At 37.5% G+C, this 21,996-nt stretch carries 25 protein-coding genes; 11 read left to right on the top strand and 14 right to left on the bottom strand.

Going from position 1 to position 21,996, the window contains the following annotated elements; genetic code table 11:
* Window positions 1-115: 115 nt before the first annotated feature.
* Window positions 116-1,600 carry an FAD-binding oxidoreductase gene (locus tag AUO94_RS16180; RefSeq protein ID WP_058385201.1) on the bottom strand — a complete coding sequence of 495 codons (1,485 nt, stop codon included), beginning with the start codon at window positions 1,598-1,600 and terminating at the stop codon, window positions 116-118.
* A 29-nt stretch (window positions 1,601-1,629) separates the two neighbouring features.
* Window positions 1,630-2,424, bottom strand: a complete 795-nt coding sequence (locus AUO94_RS16175; RefSeq protein ID WP_316834440.1) for an SDR family oxidoreductase — start codon at window positions 2,422-2,424, stop codon at window positions 1,630-1,632.
* A 252-nt stretch (window positions 2,425-2,676) separates the two neighbouring features.
* Between AUO94_RS16175 and AUO94_RS16170 the strand changes: the two genes are divergently transcribed.
* The gene (locus AUO94_RS16170) at window positions 2,677-3,198 is read left to right on the top strand and encodes a GNAT family N-acetyltransferase (RefSeq protein ID WP_058385200.1); all 522 of its coding nucleotides are present in this window, start codon (window positions 2,677-2,679) and stop codon (window positions 3,196-3,198) included.
* A 78-nt stretch (window positions 3,199-3,276) separates the two neighbouring features.
* On the opposite strand, the gene AUO94_RS16165 is transcribed toward AUO94_RS16170, so the two are convergent.
* The 6 genes from AUO94_RS16165 to AUO94_RS16140 form a co-directional block, all read right to left on the bottom strand.
* The gene (locus AUO94_RS16165) at window positions 3,277-3,729 is read right to left on the bottom strand and encodes a GNAT family N-acetyltransferase (protein ID WP_058385199.1); all 453 of its coding nucleotides are present in this window, start codon (window positions 3,727-3,729) and stop codon (window positions 3,277-3,279) included.
* Between the two features lie 39 nt (window positions 3,730-3,768).
* Window positions 3,769-5,031, bottom strand: a complete 1,263-nt coding sequence (locus AUO94_RS16160) for an MFS transporter (protein WP_156423952.1) — start codon at window positions 5,029-5,031, stop codon at window positions 3,769-3,771.
* A 271-nt stretch (window positions 5,032-5,302) separates the two neighbouring features.
* Window positions 5,303-5,710, bottom strand: coding sequence for an HIT family protein (locus AUO94_RS16155; RefSeq protein ID WP_058385197.1), 408 nt, complete (start codon window positions 5,708-5,710; stop codon window positions 5,303-5,305).
* Window positions 5,711-6,102: 392 nt separating this feature from the next.
* Window positions 6,103-6,642, bottom strand: coding sequence for a PadR family transcriptional regulator (locus AUO94_RS16150; RefSeq protein ID WP_058385196.1), 540 nt, complete (start codon window positions 6,640-6,642; stop codon window positions 6,103-6,105).
* A 45-nt stretch (window positions 6,643-6,687) separates the two neighbouring features.
* The gene (locus tag AUO94_RS16145; RefSeq protein ID WP_058385195.1) at window positions 6,688-7,881 is read right to left on the bottom strand and encodes a YhgE/Pip domain-containing protein; all 1,194 of its coding nucleotides are present in this window, start codon (window positions 7,879-7,881) and stop codon (window positions 6,688-6,690) included.
* A 186-nt stretch (window positions 7,882-8,067) separates the two neighbouring features.
* Window positions 8,068-9,453: a M1 family metallopeptidase gene (locus tag AUO94_RS16140; RefSeq protein ID WP_237150140.1), complete on the bottom strand. Its 1,386-nt coding sequence runs from the start codon at window positions 9,451-9,453 to the stop codon at window positions 8,068-8,070.
* Window positions 9,454-9,773: 320 nt separating this feature from the next.
* Between AUO94_RS16140 and AUO94_RS16135 the strand changes: the two genes are divergently transcribed.
* The 3 genes from AUO94_RS16135 (at window position 9,774) to AUO94_RS17835 (ending at window position 10,689) form a co-directional block, all read left to right on the top strand.
* Window positions 9,774-9,980 carry a helix-turn-helix transcriptional regulator gene (locus AUO94_RS16135; protein WP_058385193.1) on the top strand — a complete coding sequence of 69 codons (207 nt, stop codon included), beginning with the start codon at window positions 9,774-9,776 and terminating at the stop codon, window positions 9,978-9,980.
* On the top strand, window positions 9,977-10,240 hold the full coding sequence (locus AUO94_RS16130; protein ID WP_058385192.1) for a hypothetical protein: 264 nt from the start codon (window positions 9,977-9,979) through the stop codon (window positions 10,238-10,240). Before AUO94_RS16135 ends, AUO94_RS16130 begins: the two co-directional genes overlap by 4 nt.
* A gap of 83 nt (window positions 10,241-10,323) precedes the next feature.
* Window positions 10,324-10,689, top strand: a complete 366-nt coding sequence (locus AUO94_RS17835; RefSeq protein WP_082707563.1) for a DUF3169 family protein — start codon at window positions 10,324-10,326, stop codon at window positions 10,687-10,689.
* A 33-nt stretch (window positions 10,690-10,722) separates the two neighbouring features.
* Here the strand turns inward: AUO94_RS17835 and AUO94_RS16125 are convergent, their stop codons facing one another.
* The 5 genes from AUO94_RS16125 to AUO94_RS16105 all read right to left on the bottom strand — a co-directional run bounded on the left by AUO94_RS16125 (window position 10,723) and on the right by AUO94_RS16105 (window position 14,648).
* A complete protein-coding gene (locus tag AUO94_RS16125) occupies window positions 10,723-10,938 on the bottom strand; it encodes a hypothetical protein (protein ID WP_058385191.1) in 216 nt (71 codons plus the stop codon).
* 295 nt (window positions 10,939-11,233) lie between these two features.
* On the bottom strand, window positions 11,234-12,172 hold the full coding sequence (locus tag AUO94_RS16120) for a metal ABC transporter substrate-binding protein (RefSeq protein WP_058385190.1): 939 nt from the start codon (window positions 12,170-12,172) through the stop codon (window positions 11,234-11,236).
* Window positions 12,173-12,198: 26 nt separating this feature from the next.
* Window positions 12,199-13,056, bottom strand: coding sequence for a metal ABC transporter permease (locus tag AUO94_RS16115; protein WP_058385189.1), 858 nt, complete (start codon window positions 13,054-13,056; stop codon window positions 12,199-12,201).
* Window positions 13,057-13,058: 2 nt separating this feature from the next.
* Complete coding sequence (locus AUO94_RS16110; protein WP_058385188.1) at window positions 13,059-13,799, bottom strand: metal ABC transporter ATP-binding protein; 741 nt, start codon at window positions 13,797-13,799, stop codon at window positions 13,059-13,061.
* 300 nt (window positions 13,800-14,099) lie between these two features.
* Window positions 14,100-14,648 (bottom strand): CGNR zinc finger domain-containing protein, encoded by a 549-nt coding sequence (locus AUO94_RS16105; RefSeq protein WP_237150139.1) that lies wholly within the window; start codon window positions 14,646-14,648, stop codon window positions 14,100-14,102.
* 126 nt (window positions 14,649-14,774) lie between these two features.
* On the opposite strand from AUO94_RS16105, the gene trxA reads away from it, so the two are divergent.
* From trxA to AUO94_RS16075, 5 genes are all read left to right on the top strand, one after another.
* Window positions 14,775-15,092 carry a thioredoxin gene (gene trxA, locus AUO94_RS16100; protein ID WP_058385186.1) on the top strand — a complete coding sequence of 106 codons (318 nt, stop codon included), beginning with the start codon at window positions 14,775-14,777 and terminating at the stop codon, window positions 15,090-15,092.
* Between the two features lie 100 nt (window positions 15,093-15,192).
* Window positions 15,193-15,840: a peroxiredoxin-like family protein gene (locus tag AUO94_RS16095; protein ID WP_058385185.1), complete on the top strand. Its 648-nt coding sequence runs from the start codon at window positions 15,193-15,195 to the stop codon at window positions 15,838-15,840.
* Window positions 15,841-16,356: 516 nt separating this feature from the next.
* Window positions 16,357-17,319, top strand: coding sequence for a LacI family DNA-binding transcriptional regulator (locus AUO94_RS16085; protein WP_058385183.1), 963 nt, complete (start codon window positions 16,357-16,359; stop codon window positions 17,317-17,319).
* Window positions 17,320-17,574: 255 nt separating this feature from the next.
* Window positions 17,575-18,015: a MarR family winged helix-turn-helix transcriptional regulator gene (locus AUO94_RS16080; protein ID WP_058385182.1), complete on the top strand. Its 441-nt coding sequence runs from the start codon at window positions 17,575-17,577 to the stop codon at window positions 18,013-18,015.
* Between the two features lie 11 nt (window positions 18,016-18,026).
* On the top strand, window positions 18,027-18,827 hold the full coding sequence (locus tag AUO94_RS16075; protein WP_058385181.1) for an SDR family NAD(P)-dependent oxidoreductase: 801 nt from the start codon (window positions 18,027-18,029) through the stop codon (window positions 18,825-18,827).
* 434 nt (window positions 18,828-19,261) lie between these two features.
* On the opposite strand, the gene AUO94_RS16070 is transcribed toward AUO94_RS16075, so the two are convergent.
* Entirely contained in the window at window positions 19,262-20,620 is a 1,359-nt protein-coding gene (locus AUO94_RS16070; RefSeq protein WP_058385180.1) for a hypothetical protein, read from the bottom strand.
* Between the two features lie 380 nt (window positions 20,621-21,000).
* On the opposite strand from AUO94_RS16070, the gene AUO94_RS16065 reads away from it, so the two are divergent.
* Window positions 21,001-21,507 (top strand): plastocyanin/azurin family copper-binding protein, encoded by a 507-nt coding sequence (locus AUO94_RS16065; RefSeq protein ID WP_058385179.1) that lies wholly within the window; start codon window positions 21,001-21,003, stop codon window positions 21,505-21,507.
* Window positions 21,508-21,649: 142 nt separating this feature from the next.
* Window positions 21,650-21,910, top strand: a complete 261-nt coding sequence (locus AUO94_RS16060) for a hypothetical protein (protein ID WP_058385178.1) — start codon at window positions 21,650-21,652, stop codon at window positions 21,908-21,910.
* Window positions 21,911-21,996: the final 86 nt, after the last annotated feature.

The following is a 21,996-nucleotide window of genomic DNA, read 5'->3' as shown; positions in this document are numbered from 1 at the left end:
ATTCATTATCATAACGATAAAAATCCCCTTGTTAGAATGATAATTTACTACAATACCTTCTAATCAAGGAGACTTTTATCAACCACTTTTTAAAAATTTACCTAGTAAAAGTTAATTATTCTTTAGATCTAATATATTTCTTAATTTCATTTTCTTGCGGAAAGATAGTGCCATGATTCATAATCCCGTTCGGATCAAATGCTTCTTTCAATTTTTCTAACATATAGTAGGCTGAGCCATGTTCTTGTTTCGTCCATTCAGAACGGTATTTACCAATACCATGATGGTGGCACATAGACCCACCCATTTTCAAAGTTTCTTCAATAATAATTTCGTGAATTGGATGATGATAAGTCAACATTTCATCTTTCGGTTCACAGTTAATCGTGTAATTATATACAAAATACATATTCGTTCCATTTAAATAACTATGTGAAGAATGACCACCTAACATTGTTAAATCTTCAACTCTGTTAAATTCCTCTTTTATTCTGTGCATAACGTTATTATAAATTTTGATAACATTTTCCCAATCCGCTGATATTTCTGTTGTAAATCCGTCATGAGCATTATTACGAATCATATCTTGAATTTCTTCATCGATACGACTTTGTTCCCAATTCAAGTTATTGAACCAATTTTCAATATGTGAAGCATCCACTTTTTCAATAATACCTGACTTGTATTTTTCAACGGCTTCAACAATGCCTTCGTTTGTTGCCTTTACAATTCCAGCAGGTCCTTCAGTCATAAAAATCAAAACGCATTTATTTTTATAAAAATGTCTGAAATGTTGCCTAGCATCTTCTTCAGAATAAAGTCTAGCTACAGATGGTCTATACCCATTAACCATAACTTCTCTCAAAATCTTTAAACCTGATTCCATATCTTCTACAAGATATCCGTGGAATGTATTGTTTTCTGGATAAAATTTGAATATCTTCACAGTTACTTCAGTGATATAACATAAAGACCCTTCGTTGCCAATGGCAATATGGCGAATATCTGGACCACCCGAACGTCTCGGTACATTCTTGATATTTGAAATATGACCATCTGGAAATACACATTCCAGTCCAACAACCATGTCCTCAATTGCACCATATAATGTTGAAAATTGTCCTATGCTCCGTGTTGCTACTAACCCGCCCATTTGCGCGACTGGTTTGGATTGTGGAGAATGGCCAGTTGTATAACCCAATTTACGCAATTTATCCTCTAAATCTTGTAATTTCACACCAGATTCTGTAGTTGCTTGCATATTATAAGTGTCTATTTTAAGAATTTTATTCATTTTAGATCCATCTATGACTATCGTTTTTTCTTTCCAGTTTTCTAAGCCGCCTTCTGTAGCGGTTTTACCACTTCGCGGAATGACGTTGATTTGGTTCTCGTTACAATAGCTGAGTAAAGCTTTTACCTCCTCTTTTGTATATGGATAAACAATTGCGAGTGGCAATGGCACTTCTAATACATTTTTTGTTTTTGCGTATTTTTTATATCTATCTGCAGATGCATCGTATAATTCAGCTTGATCCGTAATAATCTGCTCTTGAGCTACAATTGATTTTAGTTCTTCTACGTTTTTTTGAACACTCATCTTAATATCAATCTCCTTTTAATTTATATTTATCTAACTAGATACCCACCATCTACTGTTACTAGTGTTCCATTAACATAATTAGATGAATCTGAGGCCAAATAAACAATCGTGCCCATCAAATCAACAATATTGCCCCATCTGTTAGCAGGAATATGATCTAAAATGCGTTGATTTGATTCAGGATTCGATCTAGTTTCTTTTGTCACATCCGTTGCAAAGTACCCTGGCGCTATTCCATTTACTTGAATATTAAATTGTGCTAATTCGTCACAATAAGCTTTTGTAAAACCAGCTAAGCCATGTTTTGTTGCAGCGTATGCTGGAGACCACTGTCCACCTAAGAAAGAAAATAAAGAACAAGTATTAATTATTTTCCCGCTTTTCCTTGGAATCATATGCTTGGCCACTTCACTGGCCAACTCAAACGGTGCAGTCAAATTAACAGAAACCATTTTATCCCATTGTATACGCGTAAATTTTGTAACGTCTGGCTCGTTTATGCCTATACCAGCATTGTTCATCAAAATATCAATCTGGCCGAATGTCTGCAAACATTCTTCAACTAATTTTTTACAGACACCATCTTTTGTAATATCTGCGATTGATAAATGATAGTTTACCCCTTCTGCTTCAACTAAATTTTTGGTTACATCATTATCTTCGGCCATACTTACAACAAAAACATCTGCTCCTGCCTTAGCCAATGCCAATGCAAAACCTTGTCCTAAACCAGAATTCCCTCCTGTTACCATTGCTACTTTCCCCGCTAAATTGAAAAAGTTCATATTAAAATCTGTAATCTTATCTTTGAGTACCTCCACTTAAATTCCACCTTTCAGATATTTCTGTATTTATTATTATCTTAATCTTAAATATATTTAAAATCAAGAAAAATATTAGTTATTTTCCTTTTTTATTTATTTTATTAGTTTTAAAGAGAAATTTTCCTATTGATATTTAAAATTATACTTTACTTTTAAAGTTGCCACTATGCTATTATTTAAAAATATAGAACTTATACATGAAAGCCAATTCCAATAAATTAATCATTAAATCACAAAAGGAGTGAGCACATGCATATACGCAAAGCAGAACAAAAGGATGCATCCGCTATTGCAAAAGTCCACGTGGACAGCTGGAGAACCACATACAAAGAAATTATGTCAAGTGATTTCCTTAACGGCCTTTCTTATGAAAAACGGACAGAGCTGTGGGAAGAAAACCTCTTAGAAAAAGAAAATCATATAATTGTTGCAGAAACTAGCGACGGCATCATCGTTGGATTTGGTACGGCTGCAAAGAGAAAAAGCAATACTGTGGAAAGATCTGGCGATTTGACTTCCATTTACTTATTTGAAGACTATCAAGGTCAAGGCATTGGAAAAATGTTATTGAAAGACCTTTTCTTGTTTTTCAAACACCTGGATTACGAAAGAGTTTTTGTTGAAGTATTAGAAGACAATAAAACACGATTTTTCTATGAATATTATGGTGCCAAGCTAATCGATACTGTTCAACTCAAAATTGGTGGAACGGTTCTGAACGAATTGATTTATGAATGGGAGAACATAGATCAGGTATTAGAGAAACTTTGAGCCGAGACGAGTCAAGAATTGGGGTTGTATAGGAAAAGACCGGAAGCATCGGCTTCCGGTCTTTTCCTCGTTCTGATGCTATTGCTTCGTTAATTCCCAATAGATTCTATCACTCGTATTTTTTGTTTTTTCCATTCCTACTTTTTCTAATATGCGTATAGAACCAATATTGTCTATGTCTGTTTCTGCGATTACGGTTTTTACAGTCATCGTACTAAAAGCCCAATCTATAAGACCTCGTACTGCCTCAGTTCCATAACCCATACGCCAAAAAGTTTCTAAAAATCCATAACCGATTTCCACTTCTTGTTTAGCGTTCGGCTTGCCTTTGAAACCTGCATCTCCAAGAATCACGTCATCGGATTTTCGTAAAACCAGCCAGCTTCCCCATCCATATAAAGTTGAATCGTTTGTTAGCGCTTCTATATGATCGGCAATTTGAGGGCCATTTCTATAATTTTGAGCAGCTATCATTATTGCCGAATGGCTATCACTCGGTATCATTTTTAGTCGTTTTGTTTCTATTTGCATCTTTTATTTCTCCTTTTATTTACTGATTCTTAAAATTTATTACTTAATTACTGATGCTTTTTGCTGACTAGTCTGACTTTCTCGAGACTCATTTCCCTCCTCAGCGTACCAATCTGAATATTTCGGAGTTAACACCGCGATTGTGAACAATACAGCAGTTATCAGCATAAGGATTGCGAGAGAGCCGATTGTCAGCTTTAGCGAAACAAAATCTGCGAGTAAACCAATTACTAAGATGAAAAAAAGTTGCAAAATACTTTGGATGAGTCCAAAGATGCTCGTCACTCTGCCCATCACAGATACTGGCACATTATTTTGATAGAATGTCGTAATTCCGGCGTTCAAGAACACATTAAAGAAACCGAGGATAATAAAGCCGACAGTAACGGGTGCAAAAGACCAGGAGAACGCATAAATAAGATAACCGGTTGTCATCATCAACATGCCAATAATCATCATTACCCGAATCGAAACTTTATTGGCAAATAAGGAAAGCAATATTGCGCCACTCACTGAACCGATGCCCGTAATGCTAATTAACAAGCTGTATTCGATTTCAGAAAGACCAATTACTTGTTGAGTGAAAACAACCTCCTGAACATCCATCGCAAATGAAAATAGCATAACTACGAGAAACCCTAGGTAAATTGCAGAAACGTACTTTCTGCTACCAATAAAATCAACAACGACAGTGAAATCTTTGGCTACTTGTGAAAAAGTCAAAGCAGGAATCTTTTCGTGTTTGACTTTTTCTGTGTCCGGTAAAAGGCTCAACAAAACGGCAGCAACCAAAAAGAATCCAGCATTTAACCATAAAGTCACCGAAATATTAGTTAGTAGTATAAGTGTCCCTCCTAAAGCCGGTCCAATAATAAAAGCGCTAGAAGAGGTAAACGAACGCAGTGAATTAAACCGTTTTCGCTTTTGCTGAGGAACAAGCATTGTGACATAGGTCATGGAGGCTGGTCCAAAAAATGATTTGGCAACGCTTAACAGAACAAGAATCGCGTATATCGCAAAAAGGCTTGGTGCAAAAGGAATTATGGCGATAAAAGTCGCTCTTAACACCATCGTCACCAACACGATTTTTCGCTTACTTCGGTAATCTATAAAACTGCCCGTCCAAAACTTTGTCAAGATATTGGTTAAAGGACTGACCATCCATAAACCCGCTACAGCAGCTGCAGAACCCGTCATCTGATAAACAATGATATTGATAGCAACTAGGTAGAGGAAATCTCCAATATTGGCAATACCTAAAGATCCTAGTAGGATCGCGGGAATCTTCCATTGTTTTAAAATCTGCTTCCCCTCCAGAAACTTCGATGCTATTGATGCATCTTGTCGTATCAGCTCATATGGATCATTTTATATTGAATTAAAAGTGGTGTATCTATATAATTGTCTTTGTTTGCGGAAGAGTAAGAGTAAGAGTTGTTTGCGTAATTCTCTCGTTTGTTTGCGGTGTCACTTTGTTTGGTTGCAGAAAATCACGCTTTTTGCAGCACTCAAAATTACAGTCTGCGTGGCTTGAGATGATCACTCCACAGCATCCCCTTTTATAACTCAAGCTTTAGTTATCCCTAACTCTTCTATTTTCTGGTTGTTTCAACCAATGGCGTAACCCTTTGCCTGCAAGTGGTTCGTCGTTAAACCGAGGGATTACGTGAAGATGACTGTGCTTGATCGACTGATTTGATGCCTCCCCTACGTTCCAGCCAAGGGTGTAACCATCTGGAGAAAGTTCACTTTCCATGTAATCTTTGGCTTGTTGGAGAAGTTCGTATGTGTCACCCCACTCTTCTTTTGTTAAATCAAACGTATTGGTACGATGCTGCTTTGGAACAATTACACCACTGCCTTGTAGTACCTCTTGTTGCTCTGTGTGCTGCAGATAATAACAACTGTTATTTTCAAAGATGATTTTTTGATTAAAATCGATACTCGGATTGCAAAACGGACATTCTGCGTCATGAGACATGGTAATTCCCCTTTCAAATTCTTCTTACCTTCTTTCTGAGTTGTTATTCCCAGCAATTGAAATCTTTTTTTAATACGAGTGTGACAACGCTGATTAAAGCTAGTCTTTTCTCTTGTTTGAAGTCTAAATTCACGGTAACTCCAACCGCTTTATGGAAGTATTCGCGTTTATTTTCGGAAATTAGCAACTTGTTTGCGCAATTTCACACGTTATTTGCAGAATCTAAAATTTCTTCCCTAGACAATCGGAGAACACAAAATCTCCTCTCGACTTAAGGTTATATTCTCCATTTATTCAAATAATCCCTTCATTTATCGTCTCAAAAAATTTCTCTTCAAAGCAATAAAAAAAGAAGGAACTTTGAAAAAGTTCCTTCCCTTTAACTAAATCAATCACAGCACACCTTGCTTGATTTTATTAATTAATTCTTCTAGCCATTGAACATTATGGTCAGTTCTTGCCGTAATGTATCCTCTAACAAAGTTTCGTAATTCCTTATCTTCTTCAGTTACTTGGACTTTTCCTTCCATCCCGCTCAATTGATTCCAGCGTTCCTTGATTTCGTTCACGTTATTTTCCAATATGTCGACGACTTTTTTCTTATCCACATATTGCAAACCAATTAAGCCTACTATCATATCTTTGACGATATCCGTGTTTTCAAACAGTTTGTAAATAAGTTTGGGTAACTCTTCACGTCCTTTAGCCGTAATCGCAAACACTTGTTTATCTGGACGATGTTCTTCTTTGATAATTTCAACGATTTCAATTAATCCTTTTTTGGCTAAAGTTTCAAAATGATAATACAATTTACTTTCGGTCAATCCACCCAATTGATCCAGTGGGATAGGCTCTGACAACTGCTTTTTCAATTTATAAGGATAGCTGTTTTCTTTCATCAGATTACTTAAAATAAAGACTTGAATCGACATGTTAAAACTCCTTCAAGATAGATCGTATTCCAATTGTACCAGAAATTACACAGAAACCTCAGATGGGTTGAGCCGTTTATTGGTTTTCTTATCCGCATTATTGTTTTCTAGTTCAACTGGCTTATGGAGAAATGCGACGATACAAATGTTGATGAGCATAGCTACTCCACCAACAGCCACCATCGACCATATAAATGGAGCCGTGCTAATATGCCCGTATAGATTCGCAGTATATGCTTGCACCGAATAATACATAGGCGAAATATAACTCATCCATTCGTAGGGCAAGTACATCATTTCGCGGGGCATAATTGCACCGTTTGATAATGTTTGAAAAAATAAAATTGGCAAGTTTAGCATCATGCCTCCTTCACCGATTAAGAAAATGACGATTGCGGCAAAGTTAAAACACACCATATAGTTTAAAATTTGCTGACCCGCGAGCTCAAAAAACAAATTACCACTTGGTCCATTGATCAAATACGTTACTCCTAAAGCAACTACCGTCGAAAGAACGGCTATGATTAGAGCAGTCAGTTGAACATAACTGAATAATCGTGTCTTGCTTGCTTTTGTTCGATTTTCTCTATATGCACCAACTAGTTGCATGGCGCCTATCATTGCACCTACATAACACGCCATTGATAAGAACATGGGCAGCATACCATTATTCATACCATCTGGCACTTTGTTGATTGCTACGATGTTTCCTGCATAAGCTGCTTCAATCTTTTCAGCTAACGCTGCAGCTTGATCTTCTGGGACATTACTTTTCATTAACACAGTTTGAGCTGTTTGCTGTGAGAATTGTGTACTCAATTGGTTATTAATTTCCGCTACGACTGAATTCATCGCAGAAGAAACTGATTGTGCGCCAGCTTCATTGATTGTAAAGTCAATCGTTGAAGTTATTTCTCCTGTTTGGAGATTTTCAGAAAATTTTTCTGGAATGTGCACAACTAACGCGACTTTGTTGTGTTCTAACTCCTCTAAAGCCTGTTGATTTGTTAGATTGGTTTCGATTTTTTTAAATGGTAGGTTTTCTGTTAACTGATCTGCAATTCCTACACCATAATCGCCATTGTCGTCATTAATAATGGCGATTGGTAACTTATCAATATTTGCAGGAATGGCTGAATAGCCTGGCAGGAAGATGCCTAGCATCGCAATGGCGTAAAATATCCCCATAACAATAGCGCCGGTTGCGCCTTTTGTTTTTAAAAACTGTACAAATTTCATTTAACTTATCCTACTCTCTGTCAAAATAACTTCAAACAAACTATTTTAATAAAAGCACTTTGTTATAACTACTTTGTATCATAATTCTATTTCGAACGAAAGTCAATGGCTATGTTATATAAACCTACAAATAGAAAAATAGGAGCTGCTGTAAATCCAGCTGCTCCTATTTCTTCTTTAACTATTTTATTTCAACCAATTATTTAAAAATTCACTTTGATCACCTTCAAAATATTCTTCAAAAAATGTTTTAAATTGTTGGGTGTTTACTTGTTTGAATTGAAACTCCGCATAATAAGCCGATAGAAATTCAAGTGCACTTTCTCTTCCACCGTTCTCATCAAAATATTCTTTTAGCACCATTGGAACTTTGCCATAGATCGTAGAATAATACGTCTCATTACCAAACTTAGAGAGTGGTAAATTGACATATTTTTCTGGCCGGTAATACTGCTCTGCTGAAGAGGCACCCCAAAATCCAAATTCATCATCATCGTAACGATCGCTGATGAATAACGAGCTACTAAATTCTGTTACGCCTTCATCTAACCAGGATTCATAATAGGGATCATTGGTAACAAGGTAATAAAACCATTGATGCGCAATTTCATGCACTAAAACTGACTCCTGAGATTGCTGATCTGCCGCCACTTCAATAATGTTTGGGTATTCCATGTAGCCATCGTTTCCAATAATATCGAGTTCATCAAAAGGATTATCGCCTATTTTTTCTTCAAAATATTCATAAGCGTCAACTGCAAGTGAAGAAGTTTCTTCTAGCATATTTTGTGACGCCGGTGTAAATACACGAAGCGTCGTGTCGTTAGCTTGTACAGTTTCTGCTTGCCATTCATCAGGATTCATAATAGCCATATAAAAATCTTTAATGTTTTCACCTGTTACCGTCCCTTTTGATGTAGGTTGGATTTCTCCATCATTTGCGGAAGTTGCAACTAAATAGTTCTTCGGTAAAGCATAGTTTACTGTAAAGTCGCCATAATCCGTGTTGTAAGATTCGCCGTTTGAATTGTAATCTTCGATGTTCCAACCATCTTGGTACTGCCCGAGCATCGGATACCAATGCGCTAAGTAAAAATTATCGTCTACTTGAGACAAGCGCATACCGCCTTTAGGTAAAGTCATCGAATAGTCGACTGTTACGTTTACTAAATCGTCCGTATCTAAAGCTTTTTCTAGCTCGACCATTAACTCGTTGTTATCAAGTGTATACGCAGCTTCTTTACCATTAACCACAACCGAAGAAATCGCAATAACCGCTTCGTCACCTTCATAAACGTTTGTTTCATCAGAATTCATCGCATTGGGTATTAAATAAAAGCCGATATCTGACCACGATTCAGCCGAATCATTTGTAACATCAATTGAAGCCTCAATGTGAAAGTCGTCTTTAGGACTCAACTTCACTTTTAAGTTATAAACTGCATTAGTAGTATCCTCATAAGGCTCAGTTATCACCATATTGTCATCTTCACGAAGAGCAATGGCCATGATTCCCCCAATAATTACGATGCCTATAAGTAAGGCTATACCCCATCCTTTTAACTTCATCATACATCTCTCATCTCTACTATTTTAATGGATAGCTAGTCAACCAGTTTAAGCTGCTAAAATAAGATTTAGTGCCATCTAATAGAACATGCAAAATGTCTTATTTGGAATTGGATTTAACTCGAGAGAACCAGAAAATCCTTTCACGTCCTAGGCTAATTTGATTGTACCTTATTTCAAGAAGATAGGTGATATAGAATTTCTTTGTTTTCCTTTAATCATTCTTACCAAAAAAATTTCAAAGACTCGTTATTCTTTCTGACTAACATACTTGTCATTTCTGAAACATATCGTTTGCACTTTAGCTTTAAAGAGGTGTAGACATGAAAACAAGATTAAAAGAGTTAAGCACGAATTTAGGGATAAACCAAACAGAATTGGCAAAATGCACAAAGACTTCGCGCCAAACCGTCAGTTTGATCGAAGGCGAAGAATTTATGCCTTCATGGCTCGTTGCAACGAAAATTGCGCGTATTTTTGATAAACCGGTTCAAGAAATCTTTCAGTTCGATGAGGAGGAATTAGCATGAGGAAACTGTTTAAAACAAGTGGTCAATTGATTATTGGCGCATTAGTTGGATTTTTCGGAATGCCAGTTTTGCTGGAAGCCGATTTTCGTATTGATTTGTCTGGCTATGCATTTATTGGCAATACCATTCTTCTAACACTCGCAGCACTACTGACTTTGTTTCACTATATCGTTATTTCAGCATTTTGTCTCTTACCAATCAAAATTTTACTGGAGATGAAGAAGATGCTGCGTAAGGACGTGTGTACAGACAGTATTTAGATGCCCGTCTTTGTTCTAAGCTTGCCACGTTGATCGGTTTAGCATCTTTAAGTGCAACTGCTATAACTGCTCAAGCTTTTTAGATGCTTGTGACAGGTATCGCTTTAGTGTTTACGAGCGCTTCACTGTCTTTCATACTCCCTGGTCTTACACAGAAAATGTATTCAGAGCGTCAACCTCCCTCAATTAACGACAAAAATTACACTAAAAAATCACTAAAAATTTCCGCTGATGGAGAAAAACATGTCATGCTCGGTGGTTTATACAAAACCTACCTTACAATGCATTCTCTTTTAGTCAGAGCGATAATCCTGCTGTTATTTTATTCGATTGTCTCAGATTCATCACAACTTTTCAGTATTTTTACGATTGTCATTATCTTACACTTACCAACACACAGTATCAAATTCACGTTCGGAACAACTAAATTCTCTATTAAAAAACACTGATTTCTGTTTAAAGAAATCAGTGTTTTTAATTCATTATTCGCCACGTGGCGCTTTTGGTGGTTGGCACACGTCACATTTACGTTGGTTTTTTGTATTGAATTTCGTAAATGTTTTTTCAAAGTTATTGCCACATGCGCATTTGAACAGTAGCTTTTGAGAAAATCCGTGGTATTCAGTCGACAGTAATTTACTGTCCGAATTTTTCTCGACAAATGCTTTAATTTCTTTAAAGGTCCATCGTTTGTTCATTTTGTTACACCTCCATATTCTATCGGTAAGCGGAGGCTTTTTGGCATCCGTTCAATTACGAGCAAAAAGCTTAGCTGCCTTAAGTTCTTTAGTATAACACGAGCTGCTCACTATTTATAAAAAATGTAGTTGTAAGCTTAGGTTTCTTATGAACCGCAAGATTTTTACGGTTCACTTGTTATCGCTATCTTGACGAAATACCTCCATATTTCCATGCTATTAACCATGTGTTACCTTCTTAAAAAAAGCCGACGTTTGTCGGCTTTTTGGATACTTGTAAATCGCTTCTCACAAATCAGTCGATCAATCCTGATAAAATTGTATCAATATTCCACTGCATCATTTTGATATACGTATCGCCATCTTCTCCTGGCTTACCAATTGAATCCGTAAAGACTTTTCCTTTAATGTCCATACCGGTTTCTCTTGCAACTGTTTCCATGCTGCGGGCATCAATACTTGTTTCTAAAAACAATCCTTGAATTTGTTGATCATTTATTTTGTCTACAACTTGTGTAATTTGTGACGGTGTCCCTTGGTTTTCTTGATTGATCTCCCAAATATATTCTGCTTGGAAATCATAGGCTTTACTAAAATATTTAAACGCTCCTTCACTTGTTACAAAAACGCGTTTTTCTTTTGGAATTTTGCTGTATTGATCAAGAGCTTCCTGGTGAAGTACTTCCAATTGACTAGTGTATTCTTCTGCGTTTTTTTTGTATTCTTCTGCGTTCTCTGGATCTACTTCAATCAATGCATCTCTTGCATTTTCTGCATATTTAATCCCATTTTGCAGGTCTAACCATGCGTGAGGATCTTCTTCCCCTTCTTTTCCTTCAGTTGTTAAAAACATAGGTTCAACACCTTTACTCATCTTATAAACAGGTGCTGATTCGCCACTTTTACCAGCGGTATCCATTAATTTTTCGAACCATGAATTGCCAGCTTCTAAATTTAAGCCGTTGTAGAAAACCACATCAGCATCTGTTGCTTTTTGCGCATCTAATGGCAACGTTTCGTATTCATGAGGGTTAGAGCCAATCGGTGCTAAGCTGTGTAATTCGATTTTGTCACCGCCTACATTTTTAACAATGTCGTAAAGGATGGAGTACGTCGTTACGACCTGTAACTTATCATGACTGGTTTTTTCATCACTGTTGTCATTGTTTGAACATCCAGCTAAAATAAACAGCAAAACGATACTTATCATAAAAAACTTAGTACTTTTACGCATAAACATTCTCCTTTTTCTTTACAAGTTCAATTAGCTAGTTGTCTTTTTTTCATTATGCTTATTTTCCGCCATAAAATTCCTTGTTTTGGTGAAAAAAGAAAAGCTACGATGAAAAGAGCTGTCGCGGCAAGCACTATCGTTGCACCTGAGGCCAAATTGTAAGTAAAACTGAAATACAAACCAATTACAGCTGCACTTGCTCCTATTGAAGCCGATAAGAAAATCATTGTCGATAAACGATCGGTCAGGAGATAAGCTGTTGCTGCAGGTGTAATCAGCATGGCAACTACAAGGATAATACCCACGGTCTGAAGTGAAGCAACTGTAACCATCGTCAGTAAGGTCATTAAAAAGTAATGAATCAGTCTCACTGGTAGTCCGTATACTTGTGCCATTGTTTCGTCAAAAGACGTAACAAGAAGTTCTTTGTAAAAAACAAAAACAGAAACCAGTACAACCAACCCTGTACCTAACGTAATCCACATATCTGAAGGCCGTACAGCCAATACGTTACCAAATAAGATATGGTACAAATCTGTACTGCTTTCAAGCACCGTTATGAGAATAACACCTAGTGCAAATGCTGCAGAAAATACTATGCCGATTGACGTATCTTGTTTGATTCGGCTATTTTGACTAACAAAACCGATACCAATCGCTGTTAATACGCCTGTAAACACAGCACCGAAGAAAAAGCTGATGCCAAGTGCGTAAGAGATTGCCACTCCCGGTAAAACAGCATGTGAAATAGCATCTCCCATAAGCGCCATTCCTCTTAAGATGATAAAACAACCGATGACTCCGCAAATGACACCGACCATAATCGATGTAAGCAATGCTTTTTGCAAAAAGTCATATTCAATCAGTCCTTCAATAAAAGCCATAATTAGTTCACCCCAACTTCAAATAGAAAAGATAATTCACTTTCATACGCTTTGCGCATAACTTCTGGACGCAATACTTGCTGTGGGTTACCAAATTGAATGACTTGTTTGTTCAATAACAATAACTCATCAAAGTATTCATTTGCCTTACTTAAATCGTGGTGAACGACTACTACTGTTTTGCCTTGATCGCGTAAGTCTTTCAAGAGTTTAACGATCATTTCTTCACTAGAGACATCAATTCCGACAAATGGCTCGTCTAAAAAGAAAATGTCTGCTTTTTGCGCAAGTGCTCTGGCAAGAAAGACACGCTGTTGCTGCCCACCGGATAATTCGCCTATTTGACGATTAGAAAACTCTTCCATCCCCACTTTTTTCAGGCATTCATAAGCCCATTCTTTGTCTTTTTTCTTTGGACGCTTGAATATGCCCAAATTCGGATAAGTGCCAATCAACACAGTATCAAGAACATGAATTGGAAAATCCCAGTCATACTGATTTCTTTGAGGTACATATGCGATTCGCTTGCGATTTTCCTTTAATGTCTCTCCAAATATTTCAATACTACCTTGATCAATGGAGACAAGATTTAATAATGCTTTTAATAGCGTTGATTTACCCGCGCCGTTAGGACCAATAATTCCTAAGACTTTTCCTTGTTCAAGCGTCAAATCAATTGCATCAATTGCTGGTCTGCCAAAATAAGAGACCTGGATATTTTGCACTTTAATTGCAGGAACCATTTTACTTCCCCTCCGCCATTTATTTTCCGTTGTGAAATATTTTTCCTACAGGAAACTTTTTCTTTATCTTATACTTTTTGAGTAGGATTGTAAATAGGAAAAGCTTGTGTATGTCTATATTTTCAATGTAGTGAAAGTATAGAGTGTTAAGCATAGTCGTCAGAAAAAATGAATGAAGGAAGCTATTTGCTCTTTGTCTCTTTCATTTCAAACTGCATAGAACGCAAAAATTGGTAGAGAAAAATCAAACCTTTTCTCTACCAATCTTATTTTAGAAACTTATGACGCAGTCTATGAAAATCATTCTTTGATTTTTTTCGAGTAATGTCTCCTTGCTTTTTCTCGATTCCCACAAATTTCCATCGAACACCATTTACGTTTTCCACTTATGTCTACAAAAAAAGCATAGCAAAGCGAACTCTCGCATTTCTTTATTTTTTCGAAAACTCCGCTTTGTAATGCCAGCAGCATGTCATACGACAAGAGCGCTAACAATCCTTCTGTTCCGCCTTTACTCGGAATAGGCTCACATGCTTTGTTGAAATACAAAGGAACTTTTGTTGTATGTGCTACCAAAGAGTTCAAAGAACTTTTGTCTCTTTGATCAGTGGAGAAATAATTTCTCCACTGATCGCGAAAAACTTTCAGCTCTTTAGCTTCAACTGGCGAGCTTTTAAGTTTTTCTACTTGCTGCAGATTTAGTACTTCCTGACTTTCCAAAAATGCTAGCCAGTCATCTATGCCTCTTTTTTCTTCAAGAAAGTCTATCGCTGTAATTTTTTTGATATTAATCGTATTTAAAAAATTAATGAAAAGATACTGACTTACGAAAGAATATTTTGTTTCCATATTGTTCTCCATTCGGAACACTCCTTAAAACTGATTGATTGACTTACATACTATCATACCGTAAAGTTTAATTCTAACCACAAGAAGTTAATTAAATGGTTATAAAATAAGAAGAGGAGAGATACTATGTCGATTAAAGACGTTACGGATTCAACATTTGTTCAAGCAACCGAAAAAGGGTTTGTCATTGCCGAACTCGGCGCAGCTTGGTGTGCCCCCTGTAAGATGATCGCTCCTGCATTAGAAGAAATTAATGAGGACCAACATAACCGAATAAGCGTCGTTCAATTAGATGTTGATAATAATCAAGAAACAGCACAAAAATATGGTGTTATGAGCATTCCGACACTTCTTTTCTTTAAAGATGGAGAATTGATGGAGAAATCAGTTGGCTTTCAGCCAAAAGAAGAAATTCTTTCAATCGCCCAAAAACACATTTCTTAATAAGAACATTTTTGCTATCATTCTATTCACTGTTGATATGCACTTATACCGGCGTGCATCCTAGCAATCCAACTAGTTAAATGAAAGGAAGATGTAATTTATGACAACGATGACACAAGAAATTAATGAATATATCGAAAAATTTAAAGCCAACAAGCCAAAAGAAGTTCAAGTAAAAATGCAACATGCGATTGAAGAATTAGAAGCATCGAACGAAGGAAAAGGATTAAGAACAGGCGAACAAGCACCAAACTTTAACTTACCTAATGCTGCAGGCGAAACGGTTGAACTATACGAGCAGCTAAAAAAAGGTCCTGTCGTGTTAACGTTTTATCGCGGGAATTGGTGTCCGTATTGCAACATGGAGCTACGCGCTTACCAGCAGATCATTGGAGAAATTCACGACCAAGGCGCTGAGCTAATTGCCATTAGCCCGCAAACACCAGACCAGTCCATGTCTATTCAAGAAAAGCACGATTTAGAGTACTTGGTAGTAAGCGATGAAGGCAATAACGTAGCAAACCAATTTAATTTGGTTTACCAATTGCCAGAATACCTGGTTGAGCTTTATAAAGCTATCGGTCTAGATGTAGCTAAACACAACGGAGACGATACCTGGACACTTCCTGTATCTGCAACTTACATCATTCAGACAGATGGTACAATCGCTTATGAATACACAAAATCAGATTATAAAGACCGTGTTGAACCTTCAGATGTACTACAAGAATTAAAAAAAATTAACTAACCCAACAATAGAAAGAGCAATCCAAACATCAGTACTGATGTTTGGATTGCTCTTTTAATTTTGAAGTTTTTTTGATGAATTAGCCACTCTTGATATAAAAATAGGTAACTTTCTGTAAAAAGCATTCACAGTTATAATCAGCTTAACAGAACTGAAAGCCAAAATACGTCTAACGAGGTTATACTGAAATGACTAATTAATTTTCATCACTCACTTAGAAAAAACTTATTTCTTTTATATTTTAGGAGTATTAGTCGACTCGTCATAAACAATAAACAAAAATCCATAATGATCCCTATTATCACCTACAGCATTTAATGTTGTTCGCCTTTTTTTCGTGTATTCAGAAATAGGAAATGATGCAAAAATAACAACAAACATACACATCATACATAAACTTGCCAGCCCTAGTAATATGGACATTTTAATACCTCCCTCCCCTGTTTCGTTAAGCATAGCGTATGAAACGGGTTTCAGAGCAAGCACAGAAATTAACTTTAAATAGGAGTGATCAACTTGGCAAATATTAAAGAACTCGCTCAAATGGCAGGAGTTTCAGTAGCGACAGTCTCCCGCGTATTAAACAATCATCCGTATGTTAGTGAAAACAAACGGAATGCAGTCGAACAGGCTATGAAAGCATCCAATTATCAACGAAACTTAAATGCTGTACATTTAAGTAAAGGCAAAACCATGCTAATTGGTGTGATTGTCCCTTTTGTAAATCACCCCTATTTTGGTTTATTGGTTGAAGGAATAGCCAATGAAGCGGTTAAAAATAATTATAAATTAGTTCTTTTTCAAACAAATTACGAAGAAACAAGAGAAATCGAAGCGTTGGAAATGCTGAAGCATAAGCAAATCGATGCGTTAATCATTTGTTCTCGAAATTCTCCATTTAGCGTGGTAGATGACTATACTAAATACGGTCCCATTACCCTGTGTGAAGATAGCAGAGAAAAAAATATGTCTTCTACTTTCGTTGATCATTACAAAAGCTTTTCTCAAGCACTGAATTATTTGCATAGCAAAGGGCATAAAAAAATTGGTTACTGTTTAGCGCGGAATTCAGGGTCTAATAGTAGATATAGAGAAAAAGCTTATGAAGATTTTCTCAAAAAAATAAATGAGCCGTTTGTTCCCGACTATGTATTTTATGATTGCTTATACTTTGAAGATGGACAAACCGTAATACAGCGACTGATTGGTATGCACAGTCCTCCTACAGCTTTGATCGTTACTAACGATCAAGTAGCTGCTGGAATATTGGTTTGTTGTACGGAAGAGGACATATCGGTACCAGATCAATTGGCCATCCTAAGTTTTGACAATCAGCCCATTGCACAAGTCATGAACATAACCACTCTTGAAATCCCATTAGTAGAAATAGGAAAAAATCTATTGCTGCAAGCTATCAATCATCGACAAGTTCATCATGATGAGCTATTTGTAAAAATGATTGAACGAAAAACCGTTTAATGGAAGAAGAATCAAAGTCTTGACGCACACTCTAGTCATCCTTAGCATAGCCACAAAGTTAACAATTTATAATTATTTGTACTATCTACTCAAAATCGCAATCTAATTACTTTAATATTAAATACTTTAGTGTTAAAGTATTTTTTGTGAGTAATCCCTCTTATGAGCTAAAAATTCAATCAATACACATAACGATACGTGTTTTCTGTGTATCTTTTTTTCAAACAGAAAATTAGAATTGGAGCGTGAAACGAATTGGAGACAGAAAATTTATTTAAACTTATCCACACAGTAGAAGCGATCACGAACAGAGCAATCGTTGATTGGAATGATATTTTCCCTCATAATATAGGTGTTTCTCCTATATTGGTTTTAAGCGAATTAGAACGGAACGGTCCGCAAAACCAAATGAAACTAGCAGATTTACTTGGCTTTACTGGTGGTGCCATGACAAATATTGCATCCAAACTTGTGAAACTTGAACTGGCCATTCGGACATTTAATGACAGTGATCGTCGACAAGTTTTACTGAAAGTTACACCAAAAGGATCTTCATTGCTTCAAGAAGCGCAAAGGTTAGGGAAACAACAGCACATCGAAATGTTCCAAGTATTGGATGAAGACGAGATTGCTCAATACTTATCTATTAACGAAAAATTATTAAAAAGTTTGAAAACCAAAAAAAGTAATCGATAGGAGCGTTAACTATGAAACGAGTTCACGGAAAAGTAGCATTAATAACAGGAGGAGCTTCTGGCATCGGTCTTTCAACAGCTAGTCTTTTAGCAAAAGAAGGGGCAAAAGTAGTCATTGCTGATTTTAATACAGCTGGCGCAAAGGAGGCTGCCGCTAAAATTAACGAAGAAGGTGGAGAGGCTTCGAGTATCTTTTTAGATGCATCGAAAGAAGATTCCATCAAAGAAGCCGTTGACTTTACAGTAAAACAGTACGGAACAATTACCGTATTATTTAATAATGTCGGTTTGACAAATCTTCAAAAAGATTTAGATGTCGTCAACATTGACTTGGATGAATGGGACCGACTTATGAATGTAAACTTGAAAAGCGTGCTGTTAGGTGCTCGATTCGCCATTCCCCACATGATTAAAGCTGGAGGCGGCTCGATTATCAATACCGCTTCCATGTCCGGATTTACAGGAGATGTTATTCGTTCTGCTTATGGTGCTTCAAAAGCAGCTGTTGTCAATTTAACGAAATACACAGCTGCACAATACGGCAAAGACAATATTCGATGCAACGCGATTGCTCCAGGACTAATTTTGACACCTGCTGCAAAAAATAACTTAACTCCTGAAGTATTATCTATTTTCGAAAAATACAATGCCCTTCCTTACCATGGCGAAGCAGACGATATCGGTTATACAGCTCTTTTCCTTGCCTCTGATGAATCTAAATTTATTACAGGACAAACAATCCAAGTCGAAGGCGGACATTATATCGCAAATCCAACTGTGCCTGACTTTAAAGCTTTCTCAGAACAAGCTTAAGAGAATAACTTGTTAGAAACAGATACATAAAAACTCTTCTATGCTGTTGTAGGAATTTCCTACATACTACATGGAAGAGTTTTTGTATGACAGTCATTATTGGCCGGTTAAAATCATGACTGTCTATTGACTTTAACACCACTTGATTTGAAAAAAAAGGACTATGACAAATGGATATGGCAAGCAACCTTTTGAGTCCAGCCCCTTTGAATCTAAAAAATGTCGTAAAATTGACTTAGAAAATATCTTCGGTCCTACTAAAGGCAATTGGACATTCCCGACAATTAATTCTTATAAATTCAAAAGAGCACACAGCAAATCCGAGATTACAGGTCGCAATTTTAAAAAACAGACGGAGAAAAGGGACACCCTTTTCTCCGTCTGTTTTATTGTAGAGACTTAGGAGACAGTCCCTTTTCCGTTTAAACTAACGCTTACTGTTTGCGTGTACGAACCGCGACTACGGTCGTCAATGCCGCTAACATTAAGCCGGCCAGTACCCACATGAATGGGAATGATCCGGTATCAGACATACCACCCATGCCTGTTTTTGGCATTTCGGCTGGCATTTCAGTCGCGCCGAATTGGTCTGGGAATTGATCGACAATCGCTGCTGACAAGCCCGCTGCTGGCATTTGCATGTGTGCATACGCCTCGCGAATCGAGCTGTACGCTGCGTCATAATCGCCCGCTACATACGAATCAAATGCCGCCAGTAGTTGCCCAACGTGAGCAGTTAAACCTTCTTCCAGTGCTGCTGCAGGAACACGTCCCTCTGTTGCTGCATCTAAGAAGGCTGCTTGGTCTACGATGTACTGATCAAGCTCGGCACGTGCTTGTTCTTGCCCTTCTTTGTTGCCTTCACCCGTTGCCGTTACGTAATCCACAAAGTAACCAATGTGCGACTTCCATGTTTCTTCAAACTGTGCACCGGCTTCGTCGCCGTAAACCGATCCTACGGCTGCTGACAAGTCATCGGCGTTCGCAAGAAGTGCCCCTGCTGCTTGGTCAAAACTTTCAGCGCCGTCCGCGCCGTCTTGCATCGCCATGACCGCAAGTCCTGCGTGTTCAGTGAACGTTTGGTTCAATGTTGCACGCAAATCAATGGCCGGTGTATCGGCACTGGTGTTGTCAAATTTATCCGGAAATTGCGTCGTGATTGCTACTGACAAGCTTTCGGCGAACATGCTCATGTGTTGAATCGATTCACGCTCAAGTGAGTAAGCTTTTTCAAAATCGCCCGCCACATACGCGTCAAACGCCATGATCAACTGATCGACGTGCACGTCCAATCCTTCTTGAACCGCCGCTGCTGGCAAGAGTCCGCCTGTGGCGGTATCAAAGAATTTCGATTGTTCCACTTTGTATTTTTCCAGTTCCGCTAACGCTTGGTCTTTGCCTTCTTGGTTGTCTTCAGCGGTTGCTGTCACGTAATCGACGAAATAGCCGATGTGCGACTTCCATACTTCGTCAAACTGTGCGGCGCCTTCTTCCCCGTAAACTGAACCAACGGCTGCAGACAAGTCGTCAGCGTTTGCCAGTAACGCTCCTGCTGCTTGATCAAAATCTTCTGCCCCGTCGACGCCTTTCCGCATCGCTTCAACTGCTAGAAATGCGTGCTCTGTTAAGGTCGTATCCAGTGCAATGCGCAGTTCCGCCGCAGGTGTTGTCGTGCTTACTTCTGTTGCAGTTTCGCTTGTTGAATGACCGCCGTGGCTATCGGCAAGTGCTGCCGTTGGTACAAGCAACGCTAGGCTAAGTGGTAGGGCCAACAGTAATTTGTTTAATTTCATACTAAAATCGCTCCCTTTTTCTTGTTTTTTTTTCGTTATACAGACATAACGCAAAGGGGATTTGTTTAGATCACTTTATTTTTAAAAAGATTGAATTAACATTTATTAGAGACAGGCTTAATCAACCTACATACAAGAAAAGATTTTTGCTTATTTACATATAATTATTGATGATCTCAATCTGTTTTCTTTTCATTAAGCTATTGCAACTACTTTGGTGTGTGATAGTGGTTGAATCAAGCACTAGCTCTACGCCCAAAATGAGCAATTGACTTTTCTGCACATTTATATAGAAGGAAAAATCTTTTTTCAAAAAAAGTAATCTAATTCTCCCCTTACTGCGTTTTATAGGCAAGAACAAAAAACGAGGAGGAACTAAAATGATTAACAAAAAAATCGGGTTTATTCTCGCTGCATCAATCTTGTCATTAGCAGCTTGTGGGGAAGAACAAACGTCGGGTAACGAAAAGGCTGAACCGGCAGTTGAGGAACAAGGAAGTACCGCAGAAGAAACTACTACTGAAGAAGTAGAAGAAGAGCCTGCGGAAGAAGTTGTGGAAGAAGAACCAGCTGAAGAAACAACAGAGGCTGAACCCGTGGAAGAAAGCTCACCTGAAGCGAAAAGTGGTACCGCTTCTGATTTATTATCAAATGGAGACAAGACGAGCTTTGTGTTTAACGAAGCAGGTGAATTTTCGATATTCTGTGAACCGCACCCTGTTATGCAAATGACCGTGATTGTTGAAGAAGGTGCTGAAGCTATGGATAAAGTAGAAGTCGATATTGCAGATTATGCATTTGGCGAAGAAACGATTACTGTTGCTCCTGGAACAACGATTGAATGGACCAACCAAGATCAAGTTCAGCACAATGTTGCATTTAAATAAGACAATATCTTTTAGCAAATGAATTTCAATACACTAGCACAGGCAATATTAAGCTATTGCCTGTGCTGGTTTTTCATAATTCCTTAAATAAATGGATGTCCCTTCACCATATCCAAGGTCACTATGAATGAGGAGGTTTCTAATGAAATACAGACACTTTAAAAATGCAATTGAAAGTGAATACAAAAAACCATTAAAAGACTTGATGTACGAAGTTTGTGTAGTCAAGAACCTAAATGCTGTAGAAGGCTCCAAAAAAGTTGGGATAGCCAAGGAAGTATTTGTCTATTGGCGGCATTTTTATCGCCTAGAAGCAAGGCAACGATTATTTGACCAAACAATAAATGAATTAAATAAATCCTTTTTTAATGCCACTAATGAAAAAAACATTAGTGAATGCTGAAATTCCAGTTTCTCATAAGGATTAAATCAAAAAAGATGACGCCGGCAAAAACGCCGACGTCATCTTTTTTAGTTCGATCTCTATCA

The organism is Planococcus kocurii (assembly GCF_001465835.2).
GTDB lineage: Bacteria > Bacillota > Bacilli > Bacillales_A > Planococcaceae > Planococcus > Planococcus kocurii.
This window is presented reverse-complemented; position numbering and strand designations above follow the sequence as displayed.